At 67.0% G+C, this 22,653-nt stretch carries 17 protein-coding genes; 6 read left to right on the plus strand and 11 right to left on the minus strand.

Going from position 1 to position 22,653, the window contains the following annotated elements; translation table 11 throughout:
- Positions 1–2,529, minus strand: coding sequence for a cyclic nucleotide-binding domain-containing protein (locus ACODS2_RS00110; RefSeq protein ID WP_488997049.1), 2,529 nt, complete (start codon positions 2,527–2,529; stop codon positions 1–3).
- A 323-nt stretch (positions 2,530–2,852) separates the two neighbouring features.
- Between ACODS2_RS00110 and ACODS2_RS00115 the strand changes: the two genes are divergently transcribed.
- Together ACODS2_RS00115 and ctrA are read left to right on the plus strand one after the other, a co-directional pair.
- Complete coding sequence (locus ACODS2_RS00115; RefSeq protein WP_488997050.1) at positions 2,853–3,899, plus strand: tetratricopeptide repeat protein; 1,047 nt, start codon at positions 2,853–2,855, stop codon at positions 3,897–3,899.
- 262 nt (positions 3,900–4,161) lie between these two features.
- The gene (gene ctrA / locus ACODS2_RS00120) at positions 4,162–4,863 is read left to right on the plus strand and encodes a response regulator transcription factor CtrA (protein WP_488997051.1); all 702 of its coding nucleotides are present in this window, start codon (positions 4,162–4,164) and stop codon (positions 4,861–4,863) included.
- Between the two features lie 81 nt (positions 4,864–4,944).
- On the opposite strand, the gene ACODS2_RS00125 is transcribed toward ctrA, so the two are convergent.
- Positions 4,945–5,799 carry a helix-turn-helix domain-containing protein gene (locus ACODS2_RS00125; protein WP_488997052.1) on the minus strand — a complete coding sequence of 285 codons (855 nt, stop codon included), beginning with the start codon at positions 5,797–5,799 and terminating at the stop codon, positions 4,945–4,947.
- A gap of 85 nt (positions 5,800–5,884) precedes the next feature.
- On the opposite strand from ACODS2_RS00125, the gene ACODS2_RS00130 reads away from it, so the two are divergent.
- Together ACODS2_RS00130 and trmB are read left to right on the plus strand one after the other, a co-directional pair.
- Positions 5,885–8,227, plus strand: a complete 2,343-nt coding sequence (locus ACODS2_RS00130; protein WP_488997053.1) for a TonB-dependent receptor — start codon at positions 5,885–5,887, stop codon at positions 8,225–8,227.
- A 55-nt stretch (positions 8,228–8,282) separates the two neighbouring features.
- The gene (trmB, locus tag ACODS2_RS00135; RefSeq protein ID WP_488997054.1) at positions 8,283–9,011 is read left to right on the plus strand and encodes a tRNA (guanine(46)-N(7))-methyltransferase TrmB; all 729 of its coding nucleotides are present in this window, start codon (positions 8,283–8,285) and stop codon (positions 9,009–9,011) included.
- Here trmB and ACODS2_RS00140 read toward each other — a convergent pair.
- The 3 genes from ACODS2_RS00140 to ACODS2_RS00150 form a co-directional block, all read right to left on the minus strand.
- A complete protein-coding gene (locus ACODS2_RS00140; protein WP_488997055.1) occupies positions 9,008–10,372 on the minus strand; it encodes a PepSY-associated TM helix domain-containing protein in 1,365 nt (454 codons plus the stop codon). The two genes, trmB and ACODS2_RS00140, sit on opposite strands and share 4 nt — an antisense overlap.
- A gap of 14 nt (positions 10,373–10,386) precedes the next feature.
- Entirely contained in the window at positions 10,387–12,456 is a 2,070-nt protein-coding gene (locus ACODS2_RS00145) for a TonB-dependent receptor (protein ID WP_488997056.1), read from the minus strand.
- Positions 12,457–12,548: 92 nt separating this feature from the next.
- Positions 12,549–12,962: a hypothetical protein gene (locus tag ACODS2_RS00150; RefSeq protein WP_488997057.1), complete on the minus strand. Its 414-nt coding sequence runs from the start codon at positions 12,960–12,962 to the stop codon at positions 12,549–12,551.
- 187 nt (positions 12,963–13,149) lie between these two features.
- On the opposite strand from ACODS2_RS00150, the gene ACODS2_RS00155 reads away from it, so the two are divergent.
- A complete protein-coding gene (locus ACODS2_RS00155) occupies positions 13,150–13,698 on the plus strand; it encodes a hypothetical protein (RefSeq protein WP_298172107.1) in 549 nt (182 codons plus the stop codon).
- A gap of 70 nt (positions 13,699–13,768) precedes the next feature.
- Here ACODS2_RS00155 and ACODS2_RS00160 read toward each other — a convergent pair whose 3' ends face one another.
- Positions 13,769–15,505, minus strand: a complete 1,737-nt coding sequence (locus ACODS2_RS00160; RefSeq protein WP_488997058.1) for a DEAD/DEAH box helicase — start codon at positions 15,503–15,505, stop codon at positions 13,769–13,771.
- A 203-nt stretch (positions 15,506–15,708) separates the two neighbouring features.
- Here ACODS2_RS00160 and ACODS2_RS00165 point away from each other — a divergent pair, with 203 nt between their 5' ends.
- Positions 15,709–17,709, plus strand: coding sequence for an alkyl/aryl-sulfatase (locus ACODS2_RS00165; protein WP_488997059.1), 2,001 nt, complete (start codon positions 15,709–15,711; stop codon positions 17,707–17,709).
- 6 nt (positions 17,710–17,715) lie between these two features.
- Here ACODS2_RS00165 and ACODS2_RS00170 read toward each other — a convergent pair whose 3' ends face one another.
- The 5 genes from ACODS2_RS00170 to ggt all read right to left on the minus strand — a co-directional run bounded on the left by ACODS2_RS00170 (position 17,716) and on the right by ggt (position 22,653).
- The gene (locus tag ACODS2_RS00170; protein WP_298172115.1) at positions 17,716–18,210 is read right to left on the minus strand and encodes a hypothetical protein; all 495 of its coding nucleotides are present in this window, start codon (positions 18,208–18,210) and stop codon (positions 17,716–17,718) included.
- Positions 18,211–18,239: 29 nt separating this feature from the next.
- Positions 18,240–18,626: a type II toxin-antitoxin system VapC family toxin gene (locus tag ACODS2_RS00175; RefSeq protein WP_488997060.1), complete on the minus strand. Its 387-nt coding sequence runs from the start codon at positions 18,624–18,626 to the stop codon at positions 18,240–18,242.
- On the minus strand, positions 18,623–18,874 hold the full coding sequence (locus ACODS2_RS00180; protein WP_488997061.1) for a type II toxin-antitoxin system Phd/YefM family antitoxin: 252 nt from the start codon (positions 18,872–18,874) through the stop codon (positions 18,623–18,625). Before ACODS2_RS00180 ends, ACODS2_RS00175 begins: the two co-directional genes overlap by 4 nt.
- Positions 18,875–18,946: 72 nt before the next feature.
- Positions 18,947–20,788, minus strand: a complete 1,842-nt coding sequence (locus ACODS2_RS00185) for an AMP-dependent synthetase/ligase (protein WP_488997062.1) — start codon at positions 20,786–20,788, stop codon at positions 18,947–18,949.
- Positions 20,789–20,895: 107 nt separating this feature from the next.
- Positions 20,896–22,653 carry a gamma-glutamyltransferase gene (gene ggt / locus ACODS2_RS00190; RefSeq protein ID WP_488997063.1) on the minus strand — a complete coding sequence of 586 codons (1,758 nt, stop codon included), beginning with the start codon at positions 22,651–22,653 and terminating at the stop codon, positions 20,896–20,898.

Consider the following 22,653-nt stretch of genomic DNA (forward strand, 5'->3'; position numbering starts at 1 on the left):
TCAGGCGCCCTCGTTCTCGAGCCGCGCGACGGTCAGGAACTCATCGGGCGAGACGCGGATGGCAGCCCCCGTCGGGCAGGCGCGCACGCAGCTGGGGCCGCCTTCGATCCCGGCGCACATGTCGCACTTGATCGCCTTCTTGCGGTCGAGCTTGTCGTCGGCGACCGGATCGCCGGTGTATTTGGTGTGCTTCTTCGACCACTTGTAGGGCGGCTCACCCGGCCCAGGGCCGCTGCCGAAGAGGAGCCACGAGAGCAGCGAGGGCTTCTTGGGCGGCACCTTGTCCATGCGGATCACGCCATAGGGGCAGTTGCGCTGGCAATTGCCGCAGCCGATGCAGGTGTCGTTGATGAACACTTCGCCGTCCGGCCCGCGGTGGATCGCATTGGGCGGGCAATCGGCCATGCAGTGCGGATGCTCGCAGTGGCGGCATGAGGTCGGCACGTGGAGGTGCGCCAAGCTCTTGCCCGCCTCGCGGTCGAGCCTTGAAAGCCCGTCGTGGCTGTCGGCGCAGGCCTTCTCGCAGTTGTCGCAGCCGACGCAGAGCCGCTCGTCAATCAGCAGCACGTCGGTCGCCTCGCCCAGACCCTGCGAAACGAGGAATTTGGCCTGCTCCGAATAGAGATCGACGACCCCGGAGAAGCCCTCCTTCTTCGATTCGACGAAGGCATTGGTTGCGCGGCGCGCTGCCATGTCGTTGCGCGCGCGGGCCAGCAGCGCAGGCTTGGCTGCCAGCACTCGCGCGAAGGCCTCGCCGTCGATCCGGATCACTTCGCTCTTGATGGCCGCGCGCACTGTCGCGGTGCGCTGCCCGCCATCGATCAGCGCCATTTCCCCCACATAGGACCCGGCGGGGAGGTAGGACAGGAATACCGGCTTCCCGCCGACGATCTTCTCCACGATCATCGAGCCGACGCGGATGACGAACACGTCCTTGTCGTCGGCGCCTTCGGTGATGATCGCCTCGCCCGCGCGCACGGGCATGATCTTCGCGGTATCGACCACTTCGCGCACGTCATCGCTCGTGAGCCCCGCGCCGAACATCTGCAGCAGTTGCCGCTCGACCCCGATGCGCTCGATCGCGCGGCGGGCGCTCGGCACCTGGCTTTGCAGCTTGAGTGCAGCGTTGCGGCTGATCTCTACGCAGATGCAGTCGCTCGCCGCCACGATAGTCGCGCCGCGCCGCCGCCCGGAAATCAGGCCAACCTCGCCGAAGATCGAGCCCTTCGCAATGGGCACGACCTTGCTTGGATCGTTGGCGTCGATCCGGACATGCACAGTGCCATCGGCAATGGCAAACAGCGACGAGCCGGGATCGTTCCTTTCGAAGATCGTCTCACCCGCCTGATAGAAGCGGGCATCGGAATCGAGCATGAATTCGCGCAGCTGCAGCGTCGTCATGCCGTTCAGGATGGCGATATTCGTGCGCAGCAATTCGAGCCAGTCGGCCACGCTGCGCCTGCCTGGCAGACTGGCAAACCTGGCCTCTAGCAGCGGCTCGTCCGCCGGCTTGAGAGCCGTATTGCCGTTGATGAACTCGATGACGTCATAGCCCTGGTTCATGCAGTGCTTGATCAGCGGATAGCCCGCGAGCGCACCGATCACGAAAATGCCGGGCGCAGTCGATTCGAACTGCGGTGAGAGTGTGGGAAAGGCGAGCCGGTCATTGCTCGCGAAGGCGATGCCGCAGCCTTCGACAAAGGCGCGGGGCGGGGCAGAGCCGATGCGCGCGATGATCCGGTCGCAGCGGATGCGCTCCTCGCCGTCGCGCGTGTTGAGCGTGATCCAGCCCGGTTCGACTGCGCTGGTCTCGGTCTCGTAGCGGATCGTCAGCTTGCCCGCTGCGTCGTCCTCCACCAGCGCCTTGGCGTTGGGCTCCTTGGCGGTGGCGAAGCTCTCGCGCACGTTGGCTGATTTGGGGCTGCGGTTGAGGATCGTGACGACGTTGCCCTGCGCCGGATCCTCGGCAAGCCCGCGCGCGTTCTCGATCCCCGCGTCACCCGTGCCAATCACCACGATATGCTCGTCGAGCACGGCATAAGGATCGTCGAGCTGGTAGGTGACATGCGGCAGATCGCCGCCCCGGCAGCGCATCAGGTTCGGGTTGCCCTGCGTGCCGATGGCCAGCACGACCGCTTCGGCCATGACCACTTCGCCGCTCGCCAGCGTGATCGCATAGGGCGGGGCGTGGCGCTGCAGTTCGGTCGTTGTGGTCGAGCCATCGCGGGCGCGGGTCACGATCTTCTGGATCGAGCCCTCGATCGCGGGGCCGGTGCCGCGGATCGATCTGACCTCGGCGTTGTACTTGACGTTGACGCCCAGTTCCTCGGTCCGCCGGTTCCAGCGGCCAAGGATATCCTCGCGTTTGCCCGCATCGAATTCCTGATCGGAGCGCAGCACGAGCTGCGATGGCGTCGCCATCACGTGCTTGCCCTTCTGGTATTTGAAGATCGTATCTGAAAGGTGGTCGCTCTTTTCGAGCAGCACGTGCGACAGCCCCAGTTGCGCCGCCCGGCTCGCCGCGCTCATCCCGGCCGGGCCGGATCCGATGATCGCAACCCGCAATACCTCGCCGCAGCCTTCGCTCACCGGTGCACGCCCCCCTGCCATGCTCGGCACGGGCCCCTTTTGGCTGGCCTTGCGCCTTGTTTTCCCGACTTGCGATCCGTTTGCCGTGGGAGTTTAGCCAATACGCGGCGCTTTGCCAGTCGCATTATGGCCCGGCCGCCGCTGCCATCCGTTCCGCTCCGGCGTGCGGCGGGCTGCTGCCGCACCGCTTGCATGGTGCGGGTGGCAGAGGATATGCCCGGCATGAGGGGCAGCGCCGACTTCGGCGCACAAGGGAGCATGTGATGACCGAGGCCGAACCTACGCCGACCCCAGAACCCGCCCGCACGTCTCCGGCTTCCCCCGCTTCCGCTTCCCCTCCCAGCACTTCATCGGGCCTTGGCGGCCGCGTCGTCCTCGTGCTCGCGGCGGTCGTCGCGCTCACGGCAGGCGGCGTTGCGGTCTGGCGCGGCCAGCGCGATGCCGAGATCATTGCCCTGCCGCCGGCCCCCACCGAAAGCCAGGCCCCCTCGGTCGACGATGTGATCACCCGGCTGGAAGCGCGGCTCAAGGCCAAGCCCGACGATGCCGAAGGCTGGCGCATGCTCGGCTGGTCCTACTTCCAGACACAGCGCTATGCCGAAGCGGCGACCGCGCTCAAGGAAGCCACCAAGCTCGATTCCACGCACGCAGAGACTTATTCGTTCCTCGGTGAATCGCTGGTCCTTGCCAGCAAGACCGAGGGCAAGATCCCCGCTGATGCGCAGGTCGCCTTCAGAAAGGCGCTCAAGCTTGATCCCAAGGATGCCCGGGCGCGCTATTTCCGCGCCGTGGCGATGGATCTGGGCGGGCAGCACCGCAAGGCGATCGACGCATGGTTCGCGCTGCTCAAGGATACGCCAGCGGACGCGCCTTATGCCGAAGATATCCGCGCGGTGATCAAGAACGTGGGGGACCGCTACAAGATCCCCTACGAGGAGCGCCTCGCCGCCGCCCAGTTTGCCGCGCCCGCCGGCGGCATGGCAACCAATGGTGCGGCGGTCGCTTCGGGCGCCATTCCGGGACCGTCCTCGGCCGAGATCAAGGCTGCTTCCACGCTGCCAAAGGGCCAGCAGGAAGCGATGATCCGCGGCATGGTCGATGGGCTGGAGGCAAAGCTCGCGAAGAACCCGGGCAATGCCGATGGCTGGATCATGCTGATGCGCAGCCGCATGCAACTGGGCGAACCGGGCAAGGCGGCAAAGGCGTTTGAAGGGGGCCTTGCGGCCTTCCGCAACGATCTGGGCGCCACCCGCAAGCTGCGCGAGGCGGCGGTCGCAATCGGTGTGCCGGGCGCGGCTCCTGCCCGATAAGGCGTCACTTCTTAAAAAGGTTTCGCCTTCAGCTACACGCACCGGTCCCGGAAAAGACCCTTATCAGGGCACTTAACTATTGACAGAAAATGAGATTTTACCAAGCTACCGGGCATGTTCAGATTTCCGTAACGCGAACGGTACCGGCCATGGCGCTTACGATAAATTAACCTTTCATGTTCATTGGTCATATGGTTAATGACGGTGAAGGCCCTCGGTTAGGGGCCTGAGCCATCGGGGAATGGCAATAAGGGGCTGATCCATGCGCGTGCTGCTGATCGAGGACGAGCCGACCACGGCCAAGGCGATTGAGCTGATGCTCACGACCGAAGGTTTCAATGTCTATGCAACCGACCTCGGGGAAGAAGGCCTCGATCTCGGTAAGCTGTATGATTACGACATCATCCTGCTCGACCTCAACCTGCCCGACATGCACGGGTACGACGTGCTCAAGAAGCTGCGCGTCGCCAAGGTGCAGACGCCGGTGCTGATCCTCTCCGGCATTGCCGAGATGGACTCCAAGGTCCGCAGCTTCGGCTTCGGTGCCGACGATTATGTCACCAAGCCATTCCACCGCGAAGAACTCATCGCCCGCATCCACGCCGTGGTGCGCCGCTCGAAGGGCCACTCGCAGTCGGTCATCCGCACTGGCAAGCTTTCGGTCAATCTCGATGCCAAGACGGTCGAGGTCGACAGCGCCCGCGTCCACCTGACGGGCAAGGAATACGCGATGCTCGAGCTGCTTTCGCTGCGCAAGGGCACCACGCTGACCAAGGAAATGTTCCTCAATCATCTCTATGGCGGGATGGACGAGCCGGAACTCAAGATCATCGACGTGTTCATCTGCAAGCTGCGCAAGAAGCTTGCCCATGCCTGCGATGGTGAAAACTACATCGAAACCGTCTGGGGCCGCGGCTATGTGCTGCGCGATCCGGATGAAAAGCTGGAAGTCGAAGCGGCCTGATAGGCCAAAAATCCCCCCCGGTGATCGACCTCCCGTGCGCAGCGGCCCGTCAGCAATGGCGGGCCGCTTGCGTTTGGGGGCTCAGCCGATCCGGTGGAAGGTATTGGTTTCCAGCTTGGGCATGGCCGTACCGGCCCAGATGATCGTCTCGGTCATCGAGCGACGATCACGCGATACGGTATAGACCCGCGTCGAAACCGGTGCGCCGTCCTTGCCCAGCGTCATCACCAGTGTTCCCGGCGCGGGCTGGCGCAGTGAGCCGCTGTCGATGAAGCCCATGTTGCCGGTCACCGGCACAGGCGCGGCATCGAGCGCGGCAGTGGATTCGGCATGCAATGTGCCGCCATCGGGGTTCACGATCTCCACCGCAGTGGTCCAGCGCTGATCGGGCGCGACGCTGAAACTGATAGTGACGCTGCGCGGCCGTTCTTCGGCGGGCACGCGGGCCACATCAAGCGCCCAGCGGCCGACCAGCGGCGAGATGTGCGCGGCGCTTGCGGCCGCCGGGGCAGCCTGCGGACGGGCCGCGTTGAACGGGGCATCCGCTGCCATGAGCAGCGATCCTGCGGCGATGAGTGGCATGGCGATGAGCATGGCAATCTTTCCTTTCGGTCCTGACAGCCCGCGGCTTGCGGGCTGGACCGATCCTTCCGCCCCGGCGGATGTCATTGCCAGATCAGGATTTCTGTCCCAGATTTTCTGGGCACCCAGCTGCCGCGCCAGTTCGCGGCTGCTGCCCACCCCGGTTTTGCGGCGGGCATCGCGTAGCCGTTCGTTGATCGAGGCTTCGGTCCGGTCGAGCTTGACGGCGATCGATTTGATCGTGTGCCCCTCGGCCAGCAGCCGCAGCACTTCAAGCTCGCGCGCGCTGAGCTTCTCCGCAAGCGAACTTTGCCCAAGCGCGGGGGCACCGGTCAGACGTTCCATGGCCGACATGGTTTTTGAGTGACCACATGCCCCGCCGGGCGTCTATCCCAAATTTCTTGTCTGGCGCGCCGGGAGTGAATACCGGGCCTCCTTGATGAGAGGGTCGCTCACCGCATACCTTGCCGGATGCTCGGCCGTCGCTGGCCTGCTGGTCTGTGGCCTGCCGGATGCCGCGCGCGCGCAGGAAGCAGCGGAGCAGTCCATCCTCGTTACCGCGCCCGGTGCCGGGGTGGACAGCGACGACGCGCTGGGCCTTTCGCGCGAAGACCTGGCACGCAGCGGTCGCCCCGATCTCATCGGCGCGCTCACGCGCCAGCTGCCCGGTGTCACCTTGCAGGATGCGCAGGGCAACCCCTGGCAGCCGGTGCTGGTCTATCGCGGTCAGACCGCCTCGGGCGCGCAGGGCCAGTCGCAGGGTCTGGCGGCATACCTCGACGGTGCCCGGTTCAACCTGCCGTTCGGCGATACCGTGTCGCTCGATCTCCTGCCCGATGCGGCGCTGCGTGACGTCGAATTGGTCGATTCGAGCCCGGTCTACGGCCTAAATGCGCTCGGCGGCGCACTGGTGCTCGAAACTGCGACCGGGCGCAGTGCGCCTGGCGTGACTGGCAACGCCTCGCTCGGCGCTTATGGTGCGCATGACGCAAGCCTCGCAGCAGGCGGCGCGGCGGGCCGGTGGAGCGTGTTTGCCGCCGTGCAATCGCGCGGCGAGAAGGGTTGGCGCGATTTCAGCAGCTCGCGCCTGGCCAGCGGCTATGCCGATCTCGGCTATGATGGCGTGGCTGCCGGGCTCCACGCCAAGCTGATCGTGGCAAGCACCGGCCTCAGCGGCAATGGCGCCTCGCCCGAGGATCTGCTTGCCTTGCGGCGCGCGGCGGTGTTCACCCATCCCGACCGCACCGAGAACCGCTTCACCCGCGTCAGCCTCCACCCCTGGGCCGATCTCGCGCCCACCACGCGGCTGCAGGCGGCCGTCTATGCGCAGTGGCAGACCAGCCGCGCGCTGAATGGCGATGCCGCCGATATCGAACCGTGCGAGGATGAGCCGGGTCTGCTCTGCCTCGAAACCGAGAACGAGGGTGAGGAGGAGGCCGAAGTCCTCACCGATCGGCTGGGCCGTCCGATCGGTGCGCTGGCGGGCGATCCCACTTATGCCGTGCTCAATCGCGGCGAGCTGCATTCGCGCGCCTTTGGCATGCTGGCGCAGATCACCGACCGGCGGCTGCTGCTGGGGGGCAGCAACGTGCTGACGCTCGGCACCAGCCTTGATTACGGGCGTAGCGCCTTTGCCGCGACGACCGCGCTCGGCATGCTTGATGCGACGCGCGGCGTGCAGGCCGCTGGCCCTGTGATCGCGCAGGACGATAACGCGATTGCGCCGGTCTCGGTCGTGACCCGCAATCTCTATGCCGGGTTCTTCGCGGCGGAGACACTGCCGCTGGGGCCACGCCTGCGGCTGGAGGCGGGGCTGCGCTACAACTACGCGGCGATCCGGCTGGACGACCAGCTGGGAACGGCGCTCGATGGGCGGCACTTCTTCACCCGGCTGAACCCCGGTCTGGAGCTCGACTGGGACGCTGCCCCCGGCCTGTCGCTGCGCGCTGGCTATGCCGAGACGAACCGCGCGCCCACCCCGGCGGAGCTTTCCTGCGCCGATCCCGAAGCGCCATGCAGCCTCGCCAACTTCTTCGTTGCCGATCCGCCGCTGCGGCAGGTCGTGGCGCGGACGTGGGAGCTGGGCACATCGGGCAAGGGCGCGGTGGGCGGCTGGCGGCTGACCTGGCTCGCCTCGGTCTACCGCGCGGACAGCCGCGACGAGATCCGCCGCATCGCTTCGGGCGTGCGCGGCCGGGCCTATTTCCAGAACCTTGGCGACGCGCGGCGGCAGGGCGTCGAGCTCTCTCTGACGGCACAGCGCGGCGGGTTCAGGGTGGGCGCGACTTATGCCTTCACCGATGCCACCAACCGCTCGCTGGTGCGGATCGCCAGCCACGGCAATCCGGATGCGGAAGCGGACGGCGCGATCACGGTGCGGCCCGGCGATCGGCTGCCCGGCGTGCCGCGCCACAGCGCCAATCTCAATCTGGACTATGCCGGGAAGATGGGGGCCGGAAAGGCTGGCGCATGGCGGCGCTTCAGCCTTGGCGGCACGCTGTCAGCGCGGTCCGGGCAGGTCTTGCTGGGCGACGAAGCAAACCGCGCCCCGCTGGTGCGAGGCTATGTACTGGTGGATGTGCGCGCAGGGATCGAACTCTTGCGCGATGTCGTGCTGTTCGGTGAAGTGCGCAACCTGTTTGACCGCGCGCACGCCACGTTCGGCACCTTTGGCGAGATCGGCTCGGTTCCACTCGCCGAAGCGCCGGGGGCTTCCTCGCCACGCTTCCTTGGCCCGGGCGCGCCGCGCCGCTGGACGATCGGGATCAGGCGCGGGTTCTGAGCGGCCCGATCATGCGCATTGACCATTTGGGGCCTCGCTGCCACAGGCGCGCACCATGACCGCGCACAAGCCGGGCGATCCGCTCACCATCAACCGTCTCTATGGCCGCGCCAAGGGCAAGCCCCTGCGTGCAGGTCAGCAGGCCCTGATCGATACGCTGCTGCCGCAGATCGCGGTGCCTGATGAAGGGCCGGTCACGGCGGAGGCGTTGTTCGGCGACGCGCGCCCGCTGCATTTCGAGATCGGCTTCGGCGGCGGCGAGCATATGGCGGGGCGGGCGGACATGCTGCCCGATCATGGTTTCATTGGCGCGGAGCCTTTCCTCAACGGCGTGGCGCAGGCGCTGGTCCACGTCGATGGCGGGCGCGGGTCTGATGGCAGCGCCACCGGCATGCCGATCCGCAACGTGCGCATCCACCACGGCGATGCGCTGGAAGTGCTGGCGCGGGTGCCCGATGGCGCGCTCTCGTTCGTCTATCTGCTCCACCCCGATCCCTGGCCCAAGGCGCGCCACGCCAAGCGCCGGATGATGAACGACGGGCCGGTGGACCTCATCGCGCGCAAGCTGAAGCCGGGCGGAGAATTCCGTTTCGGCACCGATCACCCGGTCTATCTGCGCCATGCCTTGATGATCATGCGCGGCCACACCGACCAGTTCGAATGGCTCGCGCAGAAGGCCGCGGATTTCCAGACCCGCCCCGGCGGCTGGCCCGAGACCCGCTACGAGGCCAAGGCCCGCGCGCAGGGGCACGAGGTCTGGTATTTCCGCTACCGCCGCCGCTAACGGCGCAAACGGCCCCACGCGAGCGCGGGCAGCATCGTCGCCCCGACCAGCGGAAACAGCACGGCCAGCACCGCCAGCAGCACCTTGACGCCGGCCGGCATGCGATCCCCCGGCTGCAACACTGGTGCGCCGAGTTCGCCTTGCGGACGGCGCCGCCACCACAGCACCAGCCCCGCCGACACGCTGCCGACGAGCATCAGGCACACCGCCAGATTGGCGAGCTGGTTGGCGAGGCCATACTGCCGCCCCATGTGCGTCATCACGCCCCATTCGACCGCCTTGGCGACCGGGCTGTAATCCGCCCACCCCACATTGCCCAGCACACGCCCGGTGCCGGGGTCCATGTAGAGCGTGCGCTGCCCCTCGGCCTTGTCGGGCACGTAGGACACGGTGAACACGCCCTTGGGCCCCTGCGGGTAGATGATCCGCACGCCTTCGCCGAAATGGGCGCGGTCGAGCAGGGGGAGTAGCGCCTCCACGCGCGCGATGCCGATGGGGCCGCTGCCCGAACCTTGCGGCATGGCGCTGTGGCGGATCGTCCACGGCAGCTTCGGATCGGCGGGTGGCATGGCCATCATCTTGTGCATGGCATGCGGATCGGCGGCGGGCCGTCCGTCCGCCTCGGGCGGTGCGTGGAAATTGGGCGAGGGCGCGATGAAGGGCACGACTTCGCCCAGCTTTGCGAACTGCGCGCCCCAGAAGGCGGACCACGGCAGCCCGGTCAGCACCAGCAGGATCACGAACCCTGCAAGGAAGATGGAGGGTATGGCATGGAGATCGCGCCACATGCGGCGGCCTCCGGCGGAGAGGCGCGGGACAAACACGCCCCGCACCTTCCACTTGCGCGGCCACCACAACCACACGCCTGTCGCCATCATCACCAGTGTCCAGCAGGCCACGATTTCGACCACATGGCTGCCGATTTCCCCGGCGAAGAAAGTGCCATGCACCTTGCGCACCAGATTGGTCGGCTGGAGCGCCGGGTCCGCCGTGCCGGTGATGCGGCCGCGCCCTGCATCGAGGAACACGTCCTGCGCGGAGCCCTCCGCCTGCCGCACCGTCCAGATCGTCGCCTCGTCTGCCGTGAAGGGCAGACGCACCCGCAGCACCGTCGCGCCCGGATGCGCTGCCTTCACGATTGCCTCCTGCCGTTCGAGCGGCAGCGCGGCGAGGCCGGGAGCAGGCGCAAGCGTCTGCACGCTGCGGTTCCACCACGCGTCGATCTCGCGGTCGAACAGGTAGATCGCGCCGCTCAAGGTCAGCACGATCAGCAGCGGTGCAGTCCACAGCGCGGCGTAGAAATGCCAGCGCCACACCGCGCGGTAGCCATGCGGGCGGACAGGTTCATCTGCGTTTGCCATGGACCGCGCCTCCCTCAGAAGCCGACCGACACGCGCACGCTCAGCGTACGCGGATCGCCGGGATAGACCGCAAACCCGTTGCCCGATGCGGTGAAGTACCGCTCGTCCAGCAGGTTGCTCAGCGTGGCATCGATGCGGAAGGGCTTGAGCGACAGGCCCACCCCGATATCCGCCAGCGTATAGGCGGGCAGCGTGGTATCGCTCCCGTCAACCAGCGCGCGGCTCGTCACATGGTTCACCCCGCCGCGCAGGGTGAGCGGCGTGCCCGGCACCGCAATGCTGGTCCGCGCGGTCAGGCTGTGGCGCGGCAGGTCGCCGATCCGCTTGCCCGCGATGCCATCATTGCTGCGGGTGACCTTGCCGTCCATCAGCGCATAGCCTGCACTCAGCTCCCACCATTCCAGCGGCTGCCATTCGCCCTCGAACTCGATCCCGCGCACACGCTGTTCGCCCGCGTTGACGCTGAAATCGGGATCGACCGGATCGGCGGTGACCGCATTGACGCGCTTGATCTGGAACACCGCGAGGCTCGCGCGCAGCGTGCCCGTGCGCACCCTCAACCCCGCTTCGGCCTGGTTCGAGCGTTCGGGCTGGAGCGGCGTCCCGGTGCGGGTGCGCGCCCCCGCGGTGTTCTCCACGTCGAAGCCGGTGTTGTATCCGGCGTAGAGCGAGACGGCGTCCGTCACGCGGTAGGTCGATCCCAGCTGCCAGATCGTCGTGCTCGTCTTCGCGCGGTTGTTGGTTGCTCCGCCATAGTCGCCGTCGCGCGCGTCGATCCAGCTATGCCGCGCCGCCCCGATCACATTCCAGCGCGGGGTGATATCGATCTGGTCCTGCGCATAGAGCGCATGGCCGTCGATATTATAGAACCCATCGAAGGCGAAGGTGCCGGCAGGGGCCGTGCTGCTGAAGCCATAGACAGGCGCCAGCACGTTGATCGGGGTTACGTTGGTAAGGTTGTACTGAGTGAAGCGGCTGCGTTCGTGGTCGTATTCATAGCCCATCAGAAGCTTGTGGGTGAACGGGCCCGTCACCAAGCGGCCCGCCAGATCGAGCTGTGCGATGGTGTAGCTGTCATCCTCGCGCCCACGGCGGCCGTTGCGGTTGATGAGCGCCGGGTTTGCTGCATCGGGCGCGCGCAGGCGGATCTGCGTGAACGCGCTGTTGAATTCCTGGTATTGCAGGCGCGGTGTCACCGTCCAGCCATCGGCGAGCCGCACATCGACCCAGGTCTGCACCAGCGGTGCATCTGCGGTGAGCGTATCGACCGCCGGTTCGCCAAGGTAGAGCCCGCGCCGCAGTGCCGGAACTCCATCCTTGACCGTGCCCGCCAACGGCAAGCCCGGATTGCGCCGCGTATCGCGCTCGACATATTCGGCGACGAGATGCGCGGTCACGCTGTCTGACGGCGCGTAGCGCAGGTTCAGCGCCACGTTCTTGCGATTGAGATCCTGAAAATCGACGAAGGTGCCCGAACGCTCGACTTCGCCCGTCACACGCACCGCAAGGCCGGGAGCGAGGCCGGTGTTCATGTCGAAGGTCAGCATTTTCTGGTCGAACTGCCCCGCCGTCAGTGCGAAGCTGCCGAACTGCCGCTCTTCCGGCTGGCGCGTCACCACGCTGACGATGCCGCCTACCGCCGACTGGCCGTAGAGCACGCCCGAGGGGCCCTTGAGCACTTCGACCCGCTCGATGTTCGAGAGCGCAGAGGCATCGACGTCCTCGTAGTAGCGCTGGCGGATGCCGTTGCGCATCTGATCGGCAAGAAAGCCGCGCACCTTGAGGCTGAAGGACTGATACGGGCCGACGCGCGAGAAGCCGGGGTTGGCGCTGGGCACGGTGCGCAGGAGATCGCCGACCGAACGCGCGCCGCGCTCTATGATATCCTCGGCGGTGATGATCTGGATCGATTGCGGCAGCCGCGCGATGGGTATGCCGGACTTGGCGCCGAAATCGCCGGAAAGCTTGGTGCCCGTGACGATGATGTCGCGGTTGTCGGTGTTTTCGGGGGCTGCGGCCTCTTCGGCGCGCGCAGGAGTGGCCACCGCCATGATGGCGGCAAGGGCAATGAGTGACGTCTTCATGGGAAATCATGCTCCGCACCGGCGCGCCGTGGCGCGCGCGGTTCATCGGGAAAGTGTGCCCGGCGCGCAGGAGGGCCGGGCGGCCTGTTCCGTCAGAGGGAGAGCGGCGGTCCGCGCAAGGGGGGGCGCAGGCGGGAAAGCCGCCGGGGGCGCGGGGCGGGTGTGGGCGCAAAGCCCAGCGTGAGGATGAAGGCGAGCGCGAGCGCCAGCAGGATACCATCGGCACCGCCCGTCGCGGCCATCGACAGCGAGGAGAACGCGCATTCGCCCTTGCCCGAACTGCCTCCCGAACTGCCGCTCTTGCCCGCCGTCCCCTTCATCGGAACGGCAACTTGTGCGATCGCATCGTGATCGAGACTGTCGACGCAAATGCGGATTGTCAGGACCTTCGCCTCGGGCGCGACCATGACGCCTGCCGGCATGACCATGCGCAGGCACAGCGCCGCCCCGACCAGCACCATGGCCAGCAGGTGGTGACGCAGGACGAGGGCGCGCAAAACGGTCATTGCCGGGAGGCCCTAGCGCCGGGGCAGTCGGCTGTCACCCTGCCATGTCTTGAAAAGTATTGCCCGGAATCACCCGGCACGTAGCGCATTAACCAATTAATCTCTTCCTAACCGAGCAAGCTTACCATCTGCCCATACACCGGACGGGAACGGGATTGTCCGGCGGGAAAAGCGAAGCGAGGGGCTCATGGCCACGACGAAGACAGCGCAGACCATTCTGACCGAAATGCGGGAGTTTGCCGGATTTTCGCCGTGCGAGCAGCGTTATATCCGGCGCAGCCTCGATGTCGGCCTCGCCCGCCATGACGCCTTCCGGCGTTGGGCACGCGGACCTGCCGAAGCGGCCTCGATCCGCACCCAGTACGTGATCTATCAAGACCTCAAGCTGCTGCGCAGCCTGCTGAAAAACGAGCTCGAAACCGGCGAGGGCGCTGGCCTCGAGGACCTTGAAACCGTGATGGGCCCGCTGCTGCGTGTCACCACGTTCGATCTGGCGCAGGGCCGGATCGAATGCTTCTCGGCCTATCGCTTCCTCTACGAACGCCTGCTTGGCGCCGAAGTGCGCCCCTGGCTGCCGGGCGCGTTCTGCGGCGCCGCCGCCCTGCCGCACATCCGCCCGGAGCGCCGCAAGGAACTGCTCCAGTCGATCAGCGAAGCCGCCGCGACTGCGCCGGCCTGGTCGATGTGCGCGCCGCGCTTCTTCCCGGACTATGTCGAAATGGAAGAAGCCGCCTGAGGCTGACCGTCCTTTCGTCGTCGCTTCGCCAGGCTCGCAACGACGAAATTAGTTGTCTACCTCTTCGCTGTTACTTGGCCCGGTCAGGCTTCGCCCGCCAGGTGCCCTTGCGGTGCGGCTTCTTCGGCGCTTCGGGGCGGCCGGCCTGGCGATAGGGCTTGGGCGCGTGGTTCGGCTTCCCTTCGCGGCGATGCTTGCGGGCTTCGTCGCGCGGGGCACCATCCATCGGCCCGATTTCGAACTCGTCGGCTTCCTCGGCGGTGCGGCGCACGGCGTCCATGAAGCGGGCGGCGATCGCGGTCGGCACTTCGAACAGCGTTTCCTGCGCAGTGATACGGATCGCGCCGATCTCGCTGCGGCTGACATGGCCGCGGCGGCAGAGCAGCGGCAGGATCCAGCGCGGATCAGCGTTCTGGTCGCGCCCGAAGTTGAGCCGCATCCAGGTGCTCTGCTCGAAGCCGGGGCGCGGCTCGCGCTGCGCGGGCGGGCCGGCATCACTGCCGCTCATCATATCCTCGGGCTCAGGAAGGCGGGCGCGGTGAACCTGCACGAGCGCGGCGGCGATATCTTCGGCGCTGCGTTCGGCGAGGAGCCGGGTCGCGAGCGCACGGTCTTCTTCGCTCGCCTCGACAGGCGCGAGGAGCGCGGCCATCATCCGGTCATTATCGGCCGCGCGGATATCGGCGGCAGAAGGCGCTGGCACCCACTGCGCCGGAATGCGCGCGCCGCGCAGCATGGCTTCCACCCGCTTGCGGCGCGGATAGGGCACGATCAGCACGGCGGTACCCTTCTTGCCCGCGCGCCCGGTGCGGCCCGAACGGTGCTGCAGCGTTTCGGCATCGCGCGGAATCTCGACATGGACGACGAGGCTCAAGGACGGCAGATCGATCCCGCGTGCGGCGACATCGGTGGCAACACAAACGCGCGCGCGGCGATCGCGCAGGGCCTGCAGCGCATGGTTGCGCTCGCTCTGGCTGTGCTCGCCCGAAAGCGCGACGACCGCAAAGCCGCGCTCGGTCAGGCTGGCGTGGAGGCGGCGGACATTGTCGCGCGTGGCGCAGAACAGCATCGCGGTTTCCGCTTCGTGGAAGCGCAGCAGGTTGACGACCGCGTTCTCGATATCGGCGGGGGCGACGGCCATCGCCTGATAATCGATATCGCCGTGGCCGCGTTCCTCGGTGACCGTGGAAATGCGCAGTGCATTGTGCTGGTAACGGCGGGCGAGCGCGACGATGGGCGCGGGCATCGTTGCTGAAAACAGCATCGTGCGGCGTTCCTGCGGAGTCGCGTCAAGGATCGCCTCAAGGTCTTCGCGAAAGCCCATGTCGAGCATTTCGTCGGCTTCGTCGAGGACCGCCACGCGCAGCGCGGAGAGTTGCAGCGCGCCGCGTTCAAGGTGATCGCGCAGGCGGCCCGGGGTGCCGACGACGATGTGTGTGCCATAACCCAGCGCGCGGCGTTCGCGCGAGGCGTCCATGCCGCCGACGCAGGTGGCGATGCGCGCGCCGGTCTGTTCGTAGAGCCACTCCAGCTCGCGGCTGACCTGCAGCGCGAGTTCGCGGGTGGGGGCAATCACCAGCGCGAGCGGCGCGCCGGCGGGGCCCATGCGGTCTTCACCGGCGAGCAACTGCGCGGCCATGGCGAGACCGAAAGCGACGGTCTTGCCCGAGCCGGTCTGCGCGGAGACGACAAGGTCACGCCCCTCGGCTTCGGCTTCGAGGACGGCGGCTTGCACCGGCGTGGGTGCGGCATAGCCGCGTGCTGCCACGGCGGCGCCGAGGGCGGGGGGGAGTTTGGAAAAGGGCATAGGGCTTTCGGGGGAAGGACGTGTGCCCGGACATGCGTTGGCGGCCAGAACGCACCGCCTCCACGCCGGAAGATGCGCGCCCCATAGACCAATCGGAGCGGTTTGGCTTGTGTTGATTGCAGGGGGCCGGAATTTGCCCCCTCTTGTCAGCCGCAACGCGAGCGGACAAGCTGGCATTATAAAAACGACAGGAGGGGATGGCGATGGATTTTCGCGTGCGCGCGATGCGGCTGGCTTTGGGGGCGGTGGCCGCTTTACCGGGATTGGCGCTGGCCGCACCACCCGCCAATGGGCCCGTCAATGTGCCTGCCGATCCGGCGCTCGCACCCAAGCCCGCAAGCGCGGCGACGCTCGCGGCGCAACAGGCCGTGGCGGCAGCCTTGCCGCAGGAAGACGGGCGCGATGCTGCCTTTGCCGCGCAAGGTTTTGTGGCGAGCGCCGGTGATCCGGTGATCCGCGACGCTGCGGGCAAGCCGGTGTGGAACATGGCCGCCTATGACTGGGTTTCGGGCCCGGCGCCCGCAAGCGTGAACCCTTCGCTGTGGCGCGAGGTGGGCTTGCTCAGGAAGCACGGCCTCTACGCGGTGGCGGACGGGGTGTGGCAGGTGCGCGGGTTCGACGTTTCGAACATGACCGTGATCCGGGGCGCGACCGGTTGGATACTGGTCGATCCGCTGACCACGAAAGAGACGGCAGCGGCGGCGCTGGCGCTGGTCAACGCACAGTTGGGCGCAAGGCCGGTTTCGGCGGTAATCTACAGCCACAGCCACGCAGATCACTTCGGCGGCGTGCGCGGGGTTATTGCGGAGCCGGATGTGGCGGCGGGCAAGGCGCAGGTCATCGCGCCTGCCCATTTCATCGAGGAAGCGGCGAGCGAGAACATCCTTGCCGGCTCCGCAATGGGGCGGCGCGCGCAGTACCAGTTCGGCGGTGGGCTTGTGCCCGGCGCGCAGGGGCAGATGGGCAGCGGCATCGGGCTTGGCGTATCCTCCGGCACGATCACGCTGGTTGCGCCCTCTGATTCCATCAGCAAGACCGGCGAGACGCGGGTGGTCGACGGCGTGGCGATGGAGTTCCAGATCGTTTCGGGAAGCGAGGCGCCGAGCGAGCTCAACGTCTATCTTCCCGGGCCGAAGGTGCTGCTTTCGGCCGAGATGAGCACCTGTTCGCTGCACAATATCCTCACCCCGCGCGGGGCCAAGGTGCGCGATACGCGGGCTTGGGCGGGCTATCTGGATGAGGCGCTGCGGCTTTACGGTCCTCGCAGCGATGCGGTGATCTCGAGCCATTGCTGGCCGCGCTTCGGGCAGGCGGAAGTGAGCCGGATGCTGGCGAGCCAGCGCGACAACTACCGCGTGCTGCACGATCAAACCTTGCGGCTGATGAACCGGGGCGAGACTCCGGCGGAGATTGCGGAAGCTTTGGTGCAGCCCGCCAGCCTCGCGGCGGACTGGTTCAACCATGGCTACTACGGGACCTACAGCCACAATTCGAAGGCGGTCTATCAGTTCTATCTTGGCTGGTACGACGCGGTGCCCGCGAACCTGAACCCATGGCCCGCGGCCGAGCACGCCAAGCGGCTGGTTGCGGCAATCGGCGGGCCGGCCAAAGTGATCGCGCAAGCGCGGGCGGCGATGAAGGCCGGGGATTACCGCTGGTCGTCCGAACTGCTCAGCGCTGCGGTGTTCGCCGATCCTGCCAACAAGGCCGCGCGCGCCTTGCTGGCAGACAGCTATGAGCAGCAGGGCTATCAGGCGGAGAGCGCGATCTGGCGTAACCAGTTCCTTGCCGCCGCGAGCGAGCTGCGCAACGGGCGGATTGCCTCTGCCACATCAAGCCAGAGCCAGGACATGATCGCGGCGGTGCCGACGCAGCTGCTGCTCGATTCGGTGGCGACACGGATCGATCCGGCGAAGCTTGCGGGGCGGCACACCGCGATCAACCTCGTAATGCCCGAGCGCGGCGAGACGGCGGGCGTGGAATTGACCGGCACTGCGATGCTGGCGCGCATTGGCGCAGCGCCGGGAGCCACCGCGACACTGACAGCCCCGCGCCGCCTGCTGCTGGGGCTGCTGTTCCTGAAAATGCCGCTGGCGCAGCTGGAAATGGCGGGGCTCAAAGTGGAGGGCGACCGCGCGGCGGTGGAAGCGTGGCTGGCGGCGCTCGATCCGATGCCGGGGGCGTTCAATATCGCCGAACCGTGAGGGGTATCAGACCATCTTTTCGATGAGTATGGCGGCCCACACCGCCAGCGTGAGCGCGCCGCCGGCGATGGTCCAGCGGATAGCAAGGCGCAAGTGCCGGGCCTGCGCGTCTATGGAGTGAACGAAGCTGGCGAACAGGCGCTGGCGCAGCGCGGCATCGCCTTCCAGACCTTCGGCATCGAATTCCTCGCCCAGCAGCATGGCGCGCAAGGCGAGTGCGCAGGAGACGATCAGCGGCGCGATACCAATCAGGCTGGCGAGCACCAGCAGTGGCTGGGTGGCCGCGTCGACCGAAAGCGGTGCGCCGGGGCTGGCCGAGATCGGGTGGGTGCCGATGGTGATCATCAGCGCGTTGAACCCGAGCATCGCGCCCAGCCGCACCGAGAGATCGAGATCGCGGTTCTCGAGGAATTCGAGATCGGCAATGAAGCCCGGTTCGGGCGGCTCGCCGCGCATGTCGCGAAACGCGCGGAGCCGGGAGCGGAAGGACGTGGGGAGCATCGCCTGCGAGCGTAAAGCGATTTGCCTGCTCAGACCAGCCTGATCGGCCCGCGATACCGCGCGATGGCCTCGTCCGCCGTGAGCAGCGTGACGCCTTCTGCCATCGCCTGGGCGATGAGCAAGCGATCGAACGGGTCCTTGTGGATCGGCGGAAGCGAGGCGGCGGTAATGGCATGCGCGCTCGTCATCGCGAGTTCTGTCATGGCGTTGTCGAGGCAGCCACGCCGCACGAGGTGGGGATCGACATTGAAGTCCGGCCGCTGGAGCGCGTACTTGATTGCGATTTCCCAGATGCTCACAGCGCTGAAGGCGATCTCGTTGTCCCGGTCCTCGATCAGTTTGCGTGCCTTCTTGCTCAGCTTGTCCGGTGCAGCAGCGGTCCAGATGAGCAAGTGGGTGTCGAGCATCAGCTTCATGTGAACTTGTCGGGCCGATCACCGAACATGGCCTCGATGTCGTCCTTGAACGGCGTCTTGATATCGTTCGGCACATCGATCTGGCCTTGCAACCAGCCCAGTTTGCGCTTTTTCGGCGCTTCCTCGAGCGGGCCGAGCCGCGCGGTGGGCTTGCCGCCTTTTGCGACGATGATGTCCTCGCCAGCAGCAGCGCGCGCCACGAGCTTGGAGAGCTGGGTTTTGGCTTCGTGGATATTGACGGTATGCACGGCTGACTCCGGACTTAGCCAGATGAACTTAGTCCAGTCTGGCAGCACGATCAAGTCGCACCTGTCGTTGGCTCACCCCTTATACAACCCGTCGATCCGCGCCCCGTAGCGTGCCTTGATCTTGTGGCGACGGATCTTCATCGAGGGGGTCATTTCCTCGTTGTCGATGGTGAAGGGCTCGTCTGCCAAGGCGATCTGGCGGACTTTTTCGATCACCGAGAGGTCCTTGTTCACCCGGTCCACCGCGGCGCGGATCGCGGTGCGGAAAGCGGGGAGATCGGAGAGCGCGGCCATGTCGAACTTTTCGCCCTGCGCGCGCGACCATTCCATCGCCCATTCGGCATCGGGGACGATGAGCCCAACGATGTAGGGCCGCTTGTCGCCCGAGACCATCGCCTGCCCGATCTCCGGCTGAAGCGTGAGCATGCCCTCGATCCGCTGGGGGGAGACGTTGTCGCCCTTGTCGTTGACGATCATGTCCTTCTTGCGGTCGGTGATCTTGATGCGGCCCTTTGCATCGAAGTGGCCGATATCGCCGGTGTGGAGCCAGCCTGCCTGCGGGCCGTCCTGCGGGATGGCGCGCAGCGTTTCGGCATCATTGCGCCAATAGCCGTGCATGACGAGTTCGCCGCGCACGAGGATTTCGCCGTCGTCGGCGATCTTCACTTCGACCCCGCGCATTGGCGGGCCAACCGTGTCCATCGCGAGGCCCACCTTGGGCCGGTTGCAACTGATCACCGGACCGGATTCGGTCTGCCCATAGCCCTGCAGCATGGTGAGGCCCATGGCATCGAAGAACAGGCCGACATCGGGATTGAGCGGCGCGCCGCCCGAAACCATGGCCTTGATCCGGCCGCCGAAGCGCTGGCGGATCTTGGGGCGCAAGGTGCGTTCGATGAAGAAGTCCATCGGCGCATCGATCAGGCGGCGCAGCACATTGGCCCCCTCGGCCTTGCGCGCGCCGATCGCGAGGGCGCGGGCCATCAGATAGTTCGGCAGTTTGCCCTGCTTTTCGACCTGCTTCATGATCCGCGCACGCAGCACTTCGAACAGGCGCGGGACGACGACCATCAGCGTGGGGCGCGTCTCCTCGATATTGCTGGCGAGCTTTTCCAGCCCTTCCGCATAGTAGATCTGCGCGCCCATGCCGATGGGGAGGTACTGGCCGCCGGTGTGCTCGTAGGCGTGGCTCAGTGGCAGGAACGAGAGGAACGCCTCGGTTTCCTTGCCGGTGGGATCCCAGCCGAGGTCTTCGGCGAGGATATGCGCCGCACCATCGACATTGCACAGGATCGCGCCGTGGTGCTGGCACACGCCGCGCGGGGCGCCGCCGGTGCCGCTGGTGTAGATGATGCAGGCGGTTTCGCTGCGGCTGATCGCGGCCACGCGCGCCGCCACCGAAAGGCGCGCCGGGACGGCATCGCTGGCGGTGAGCGCCGACCAATCGTGGAAGCCGATGCGTTCGGACTGCATGCGGCGCAGCGGCTCCATGCCGATGATGTGCGCCACCTGCGTCGCGCTGAGGCAGGCGGTGAGCAGCGGCTGGGCAAGCTTGGTATTGGAGACGATGACCGCGCGCGCACCCGAGTTTTCGAGCACATGGGCGTGGTCACGCTCGGTGTTGGTGACATAGGCGGGCACGGTGACGAGCCCGGCGGCCATGATCGCGAGATCGGCGATGCACCATTCGGGGCGGTTTTCCGAGACGAGCACCACCCGGTCGCCCGGATCGAGGCCGAGGCTGCGCAGCGATTCCGCAAGACAGCAGACCTGATCCGCCGCCTCGCGCCAGCTCAGTGAAGTCCAGCTGCCGCCGCGCTTGGCCCAGAGGAACGGACGATCCCCGAAGAACTCCGCCCGATCGAGGAACATGGCGACGAGATTGGGATAGGACGCAAAATCGGAAAGCTGCACGGTATGACGATCCCCTGGCCCACTGGTGCCCGCACGGGCGGGCCTTTTGTTTGGCCCGGAAACTAGGAGTGCCGTCGCGGAAGGGCAAGCAGCCCTGTGGATATGGTTCAGGGCGAGGCAGTTGCGCCTTCGCTTCTGGGATCGGCAGCGCCGACCCAGTGGTACTTGCCGTTCTCGCCGGGGACCCATTCAATGGCATTGGCCTTGAGGCGCAGCGGCACCGCGACGACCTTGGTGTGGCCGAGTGCCTGAAGCGCCGGGACCATTGCGGCAAGCGGCGTGCCGGATTCTACCGCGAGCACGCCGGGGGCGGGCATCACGATGCCCTGCGCGATGGCCTCGCGCGCGGAGAGGTTCCAGTCGAGCGTGCCGATGATCACGCGGATCACCTGCGGCGGGATGGTGTAGCCGCCCGCCGCGCCCGCGATCAGGCGCAGGTGGCCATCGGGGCCATAGACCACGACCGGGCTCATCGAGCTGCGCGGGCGCTTGCCGCCTTCGACGCGGTTGGCGGTGGGCTTGCCATTGCGGTCGGGGGCGAGGTTGAAGTCGGTCAGTTCGTTGTTGAGGTAGTAGCCGCCGACCACGAGGCCCGAACCGAAGGCGCTTTCGACGGTGGAGGTGTAACTCGCGGCGTTGCCCCAGCGATCGACAGCGGCGAAGTGCGTCGTGCCGTTCTCGGGGATGGGGCCGGCCATGGCGAAGCGGTCGCTCGCGCCGGCGGGTTTGCCGGGGGCCACATCGGCCATCGTCGCGCTATCCGAAATCAGCGCCGAGCGCGCGGCGACATAGGCAGGGTCGATCAGCCCAGCGGTGGGCACCGGGACGAAATCGGGATCGGCGAGCCAGGTGTCGCGGTCGGCGAAGGCGAGCCGCTCCGCCTCGGCGATCAGATGCCACGCGGTGGGCGAGGCGGGGCCCATGGCCTTGAGATCGAAGCGTTCGAGCATGCCCAGCGTCTGTAGCACGGTCACGCCGCCGGCCGAGGGCGGGCCCATGCTGCACACCCGCCACACACGGTAGCGGCCGCAGACGGGATCGCGCCGCTTGGCCTTGTAACCCGCCAGATCGGCGGTGGACATCGGCGCGGGGTTGCGGGGGCTTGTGCCGACCTTGGCGGCGATCGCCTTGGCATTGCCGCCCAGATAGAAGCTGTCCGCCCCGAGCGCGGCGATCTTTTCGAACGTGGCGGCGAGTGCAGGGTTGCGCACCACGGTGCCGACAGGGAGCGGTGCCCCGTCCGCCCCGAAGAACAGGGCGCGCCCGGCGGGATCGAGCCCGGCAATATCGGGCGCCAGGGCCAGCGTGCTGGCAAGCCGCGGTGTGATCGCGAAGCCATCGCCTGCGAGCCGGATTGCCGGGCCGAACAGCACGCGCCACGGAAGCTTGCCACTGCGGGCATGTACCGTGGCGGCAAGGCGCAAGTTCCCCGGCACCCCGACGCTGCGCCCGCCGGGGACGGCGTCGCTGTGGCTCAGCACCTTGCCATCGGCGGTGAACCAGTTCGGCGTCGCAGCGGCAGGCGCCATCTCGCGCCCGTCAAAGCTTTCGACCGTGCCAGCCGCGTCGGCCGTCACGAGAAAGCCGCCGCCGCCGATGCCGGAGCTCTGCGGCTCGACCACGGTGAGCGCAAGCATGACGGCAATCGCGGCATCGGTGGCCGATCCGCCAAGGCGCAGCATTTCCGCCCCTGCTGCCGCAGCGCGCGGATCGGCGGCCGTGACGACGCCCATGTCCTCCGCCGCGAGCGGTGCGGTGGGTGCAGGCGCGTTTGCGGGCCGGGCCGCGTTGGGCAGCGGCGCGCAAGCCTGGGCAAGAACGAACAGCGCGGCGGGCGCAAGCGAGCGGACGAAACGGAAAGCCAT

This window comes from Novosphingobium sp. FG137, assembly GCF_057809735.1.

Coding starts and splice junctions, on each gene's coding strand:
- ctrA (WP_488997051.1), top strand. CDS start 4,162: ATGCGCGTGCTGCTGATCGAGGACGAGCCGACCACGGCCAAGGCGATT.
- ACODS2_RS00170 (WP_298172115.1), bottom strand. CDS start 18,210: ATGCTCCCCACGTCCTTCCGCTCCCGGCTCCGCGCGTTTCGCGACATG.
- ACODS2_RS00110 (WP_488997049.1), bottom strand. CDS start 2,529: ATGAGCGCGGCGAGCCGGGCGGCGCAACTGGGGCTGTCGCACGTGCTG.
- ACODS2_RS00115 (WP_488997050.1), top strand. CDS start 2,853: ATGACCGAGGCCGAACCTACGCCGACCCCAGAACCCGCCCGCACGTCT.
- ACODS2_RS00140 (WP_488997055.1), bottom strand. CDS start 10,372: ATGGCAAACGCAGATGAACCTGTCCGCCCGCATGGCTACCGCGCGGTG.
- ACODS2_RS00165 (WP_488997059.1), top strand. CDS start 15,709: ATGGATTTTCGCGTGCGCGCGATGCGGCTGGCTTTGGGGGCGGTGGCC.
- ggt (WP_488997063.1), bottom strand. CDS start 22,653: ATGGCTTTCCGTTTCGTCCGCTCGCTTGCGCCCGCCGCGCTGTTCGTT.
- ACODS2_RS00125 (WP_488997052.1), bottom strand. CDS start 5,799: ATGTCGGCCATGGAACGTCTGACCGGTGCCCCCGCGCTTGGGCAAAGT.
- ACODS2_RS00175 (WP_488997060.1), bottom strand. CDS start 18,626: ATGAAGCTGATGCTCGACACCCACTTGCTCATCTGGACCGCTGCTGCA.
- ACODS2_RS00130 (WP_488997053.1), top strand. CDS start 5,885: ATGAGAGGGTCGCTCACCGCATACCTTGCCGGATGCTCGGCCGTCGCT.
- ACODS2_RS00145 (WP_488997056.1), bottom strand. CDS start 12,456: ATGAAGACGTCACTCATTGCCCTTGCCGCCATCATGGCGGTGGCCACT.
- ACODS2_RS00150 (WP_488997057.1), bottom strand. CDS start 12,962: ATGACCGTTTTGCGCGCCCTCGTCCTGCGTCACCACCTGCTGGCCATG.
- ACODS2_RS00155 (WP_298172107.1), top strand. CDS start 13,150: ATGGCCACGACGAAGACAGCGCAGACCATTCTGACCGAAATGCGGGAG.
- ACODS2_RS00160 (WP_488997058.1), bottom strand. CDS start 15,505: ATGCCCTTTTCCAAACTCCCCCCCGCCCTCGGCGCCGCCGTGGCAGCA.
- trmB (WP_488997054.1), top strand. CDS start 8,283: ATGACCGCGCACAAGCCGGGCGATCCGCTCACCATCAACCGTCTCTAT.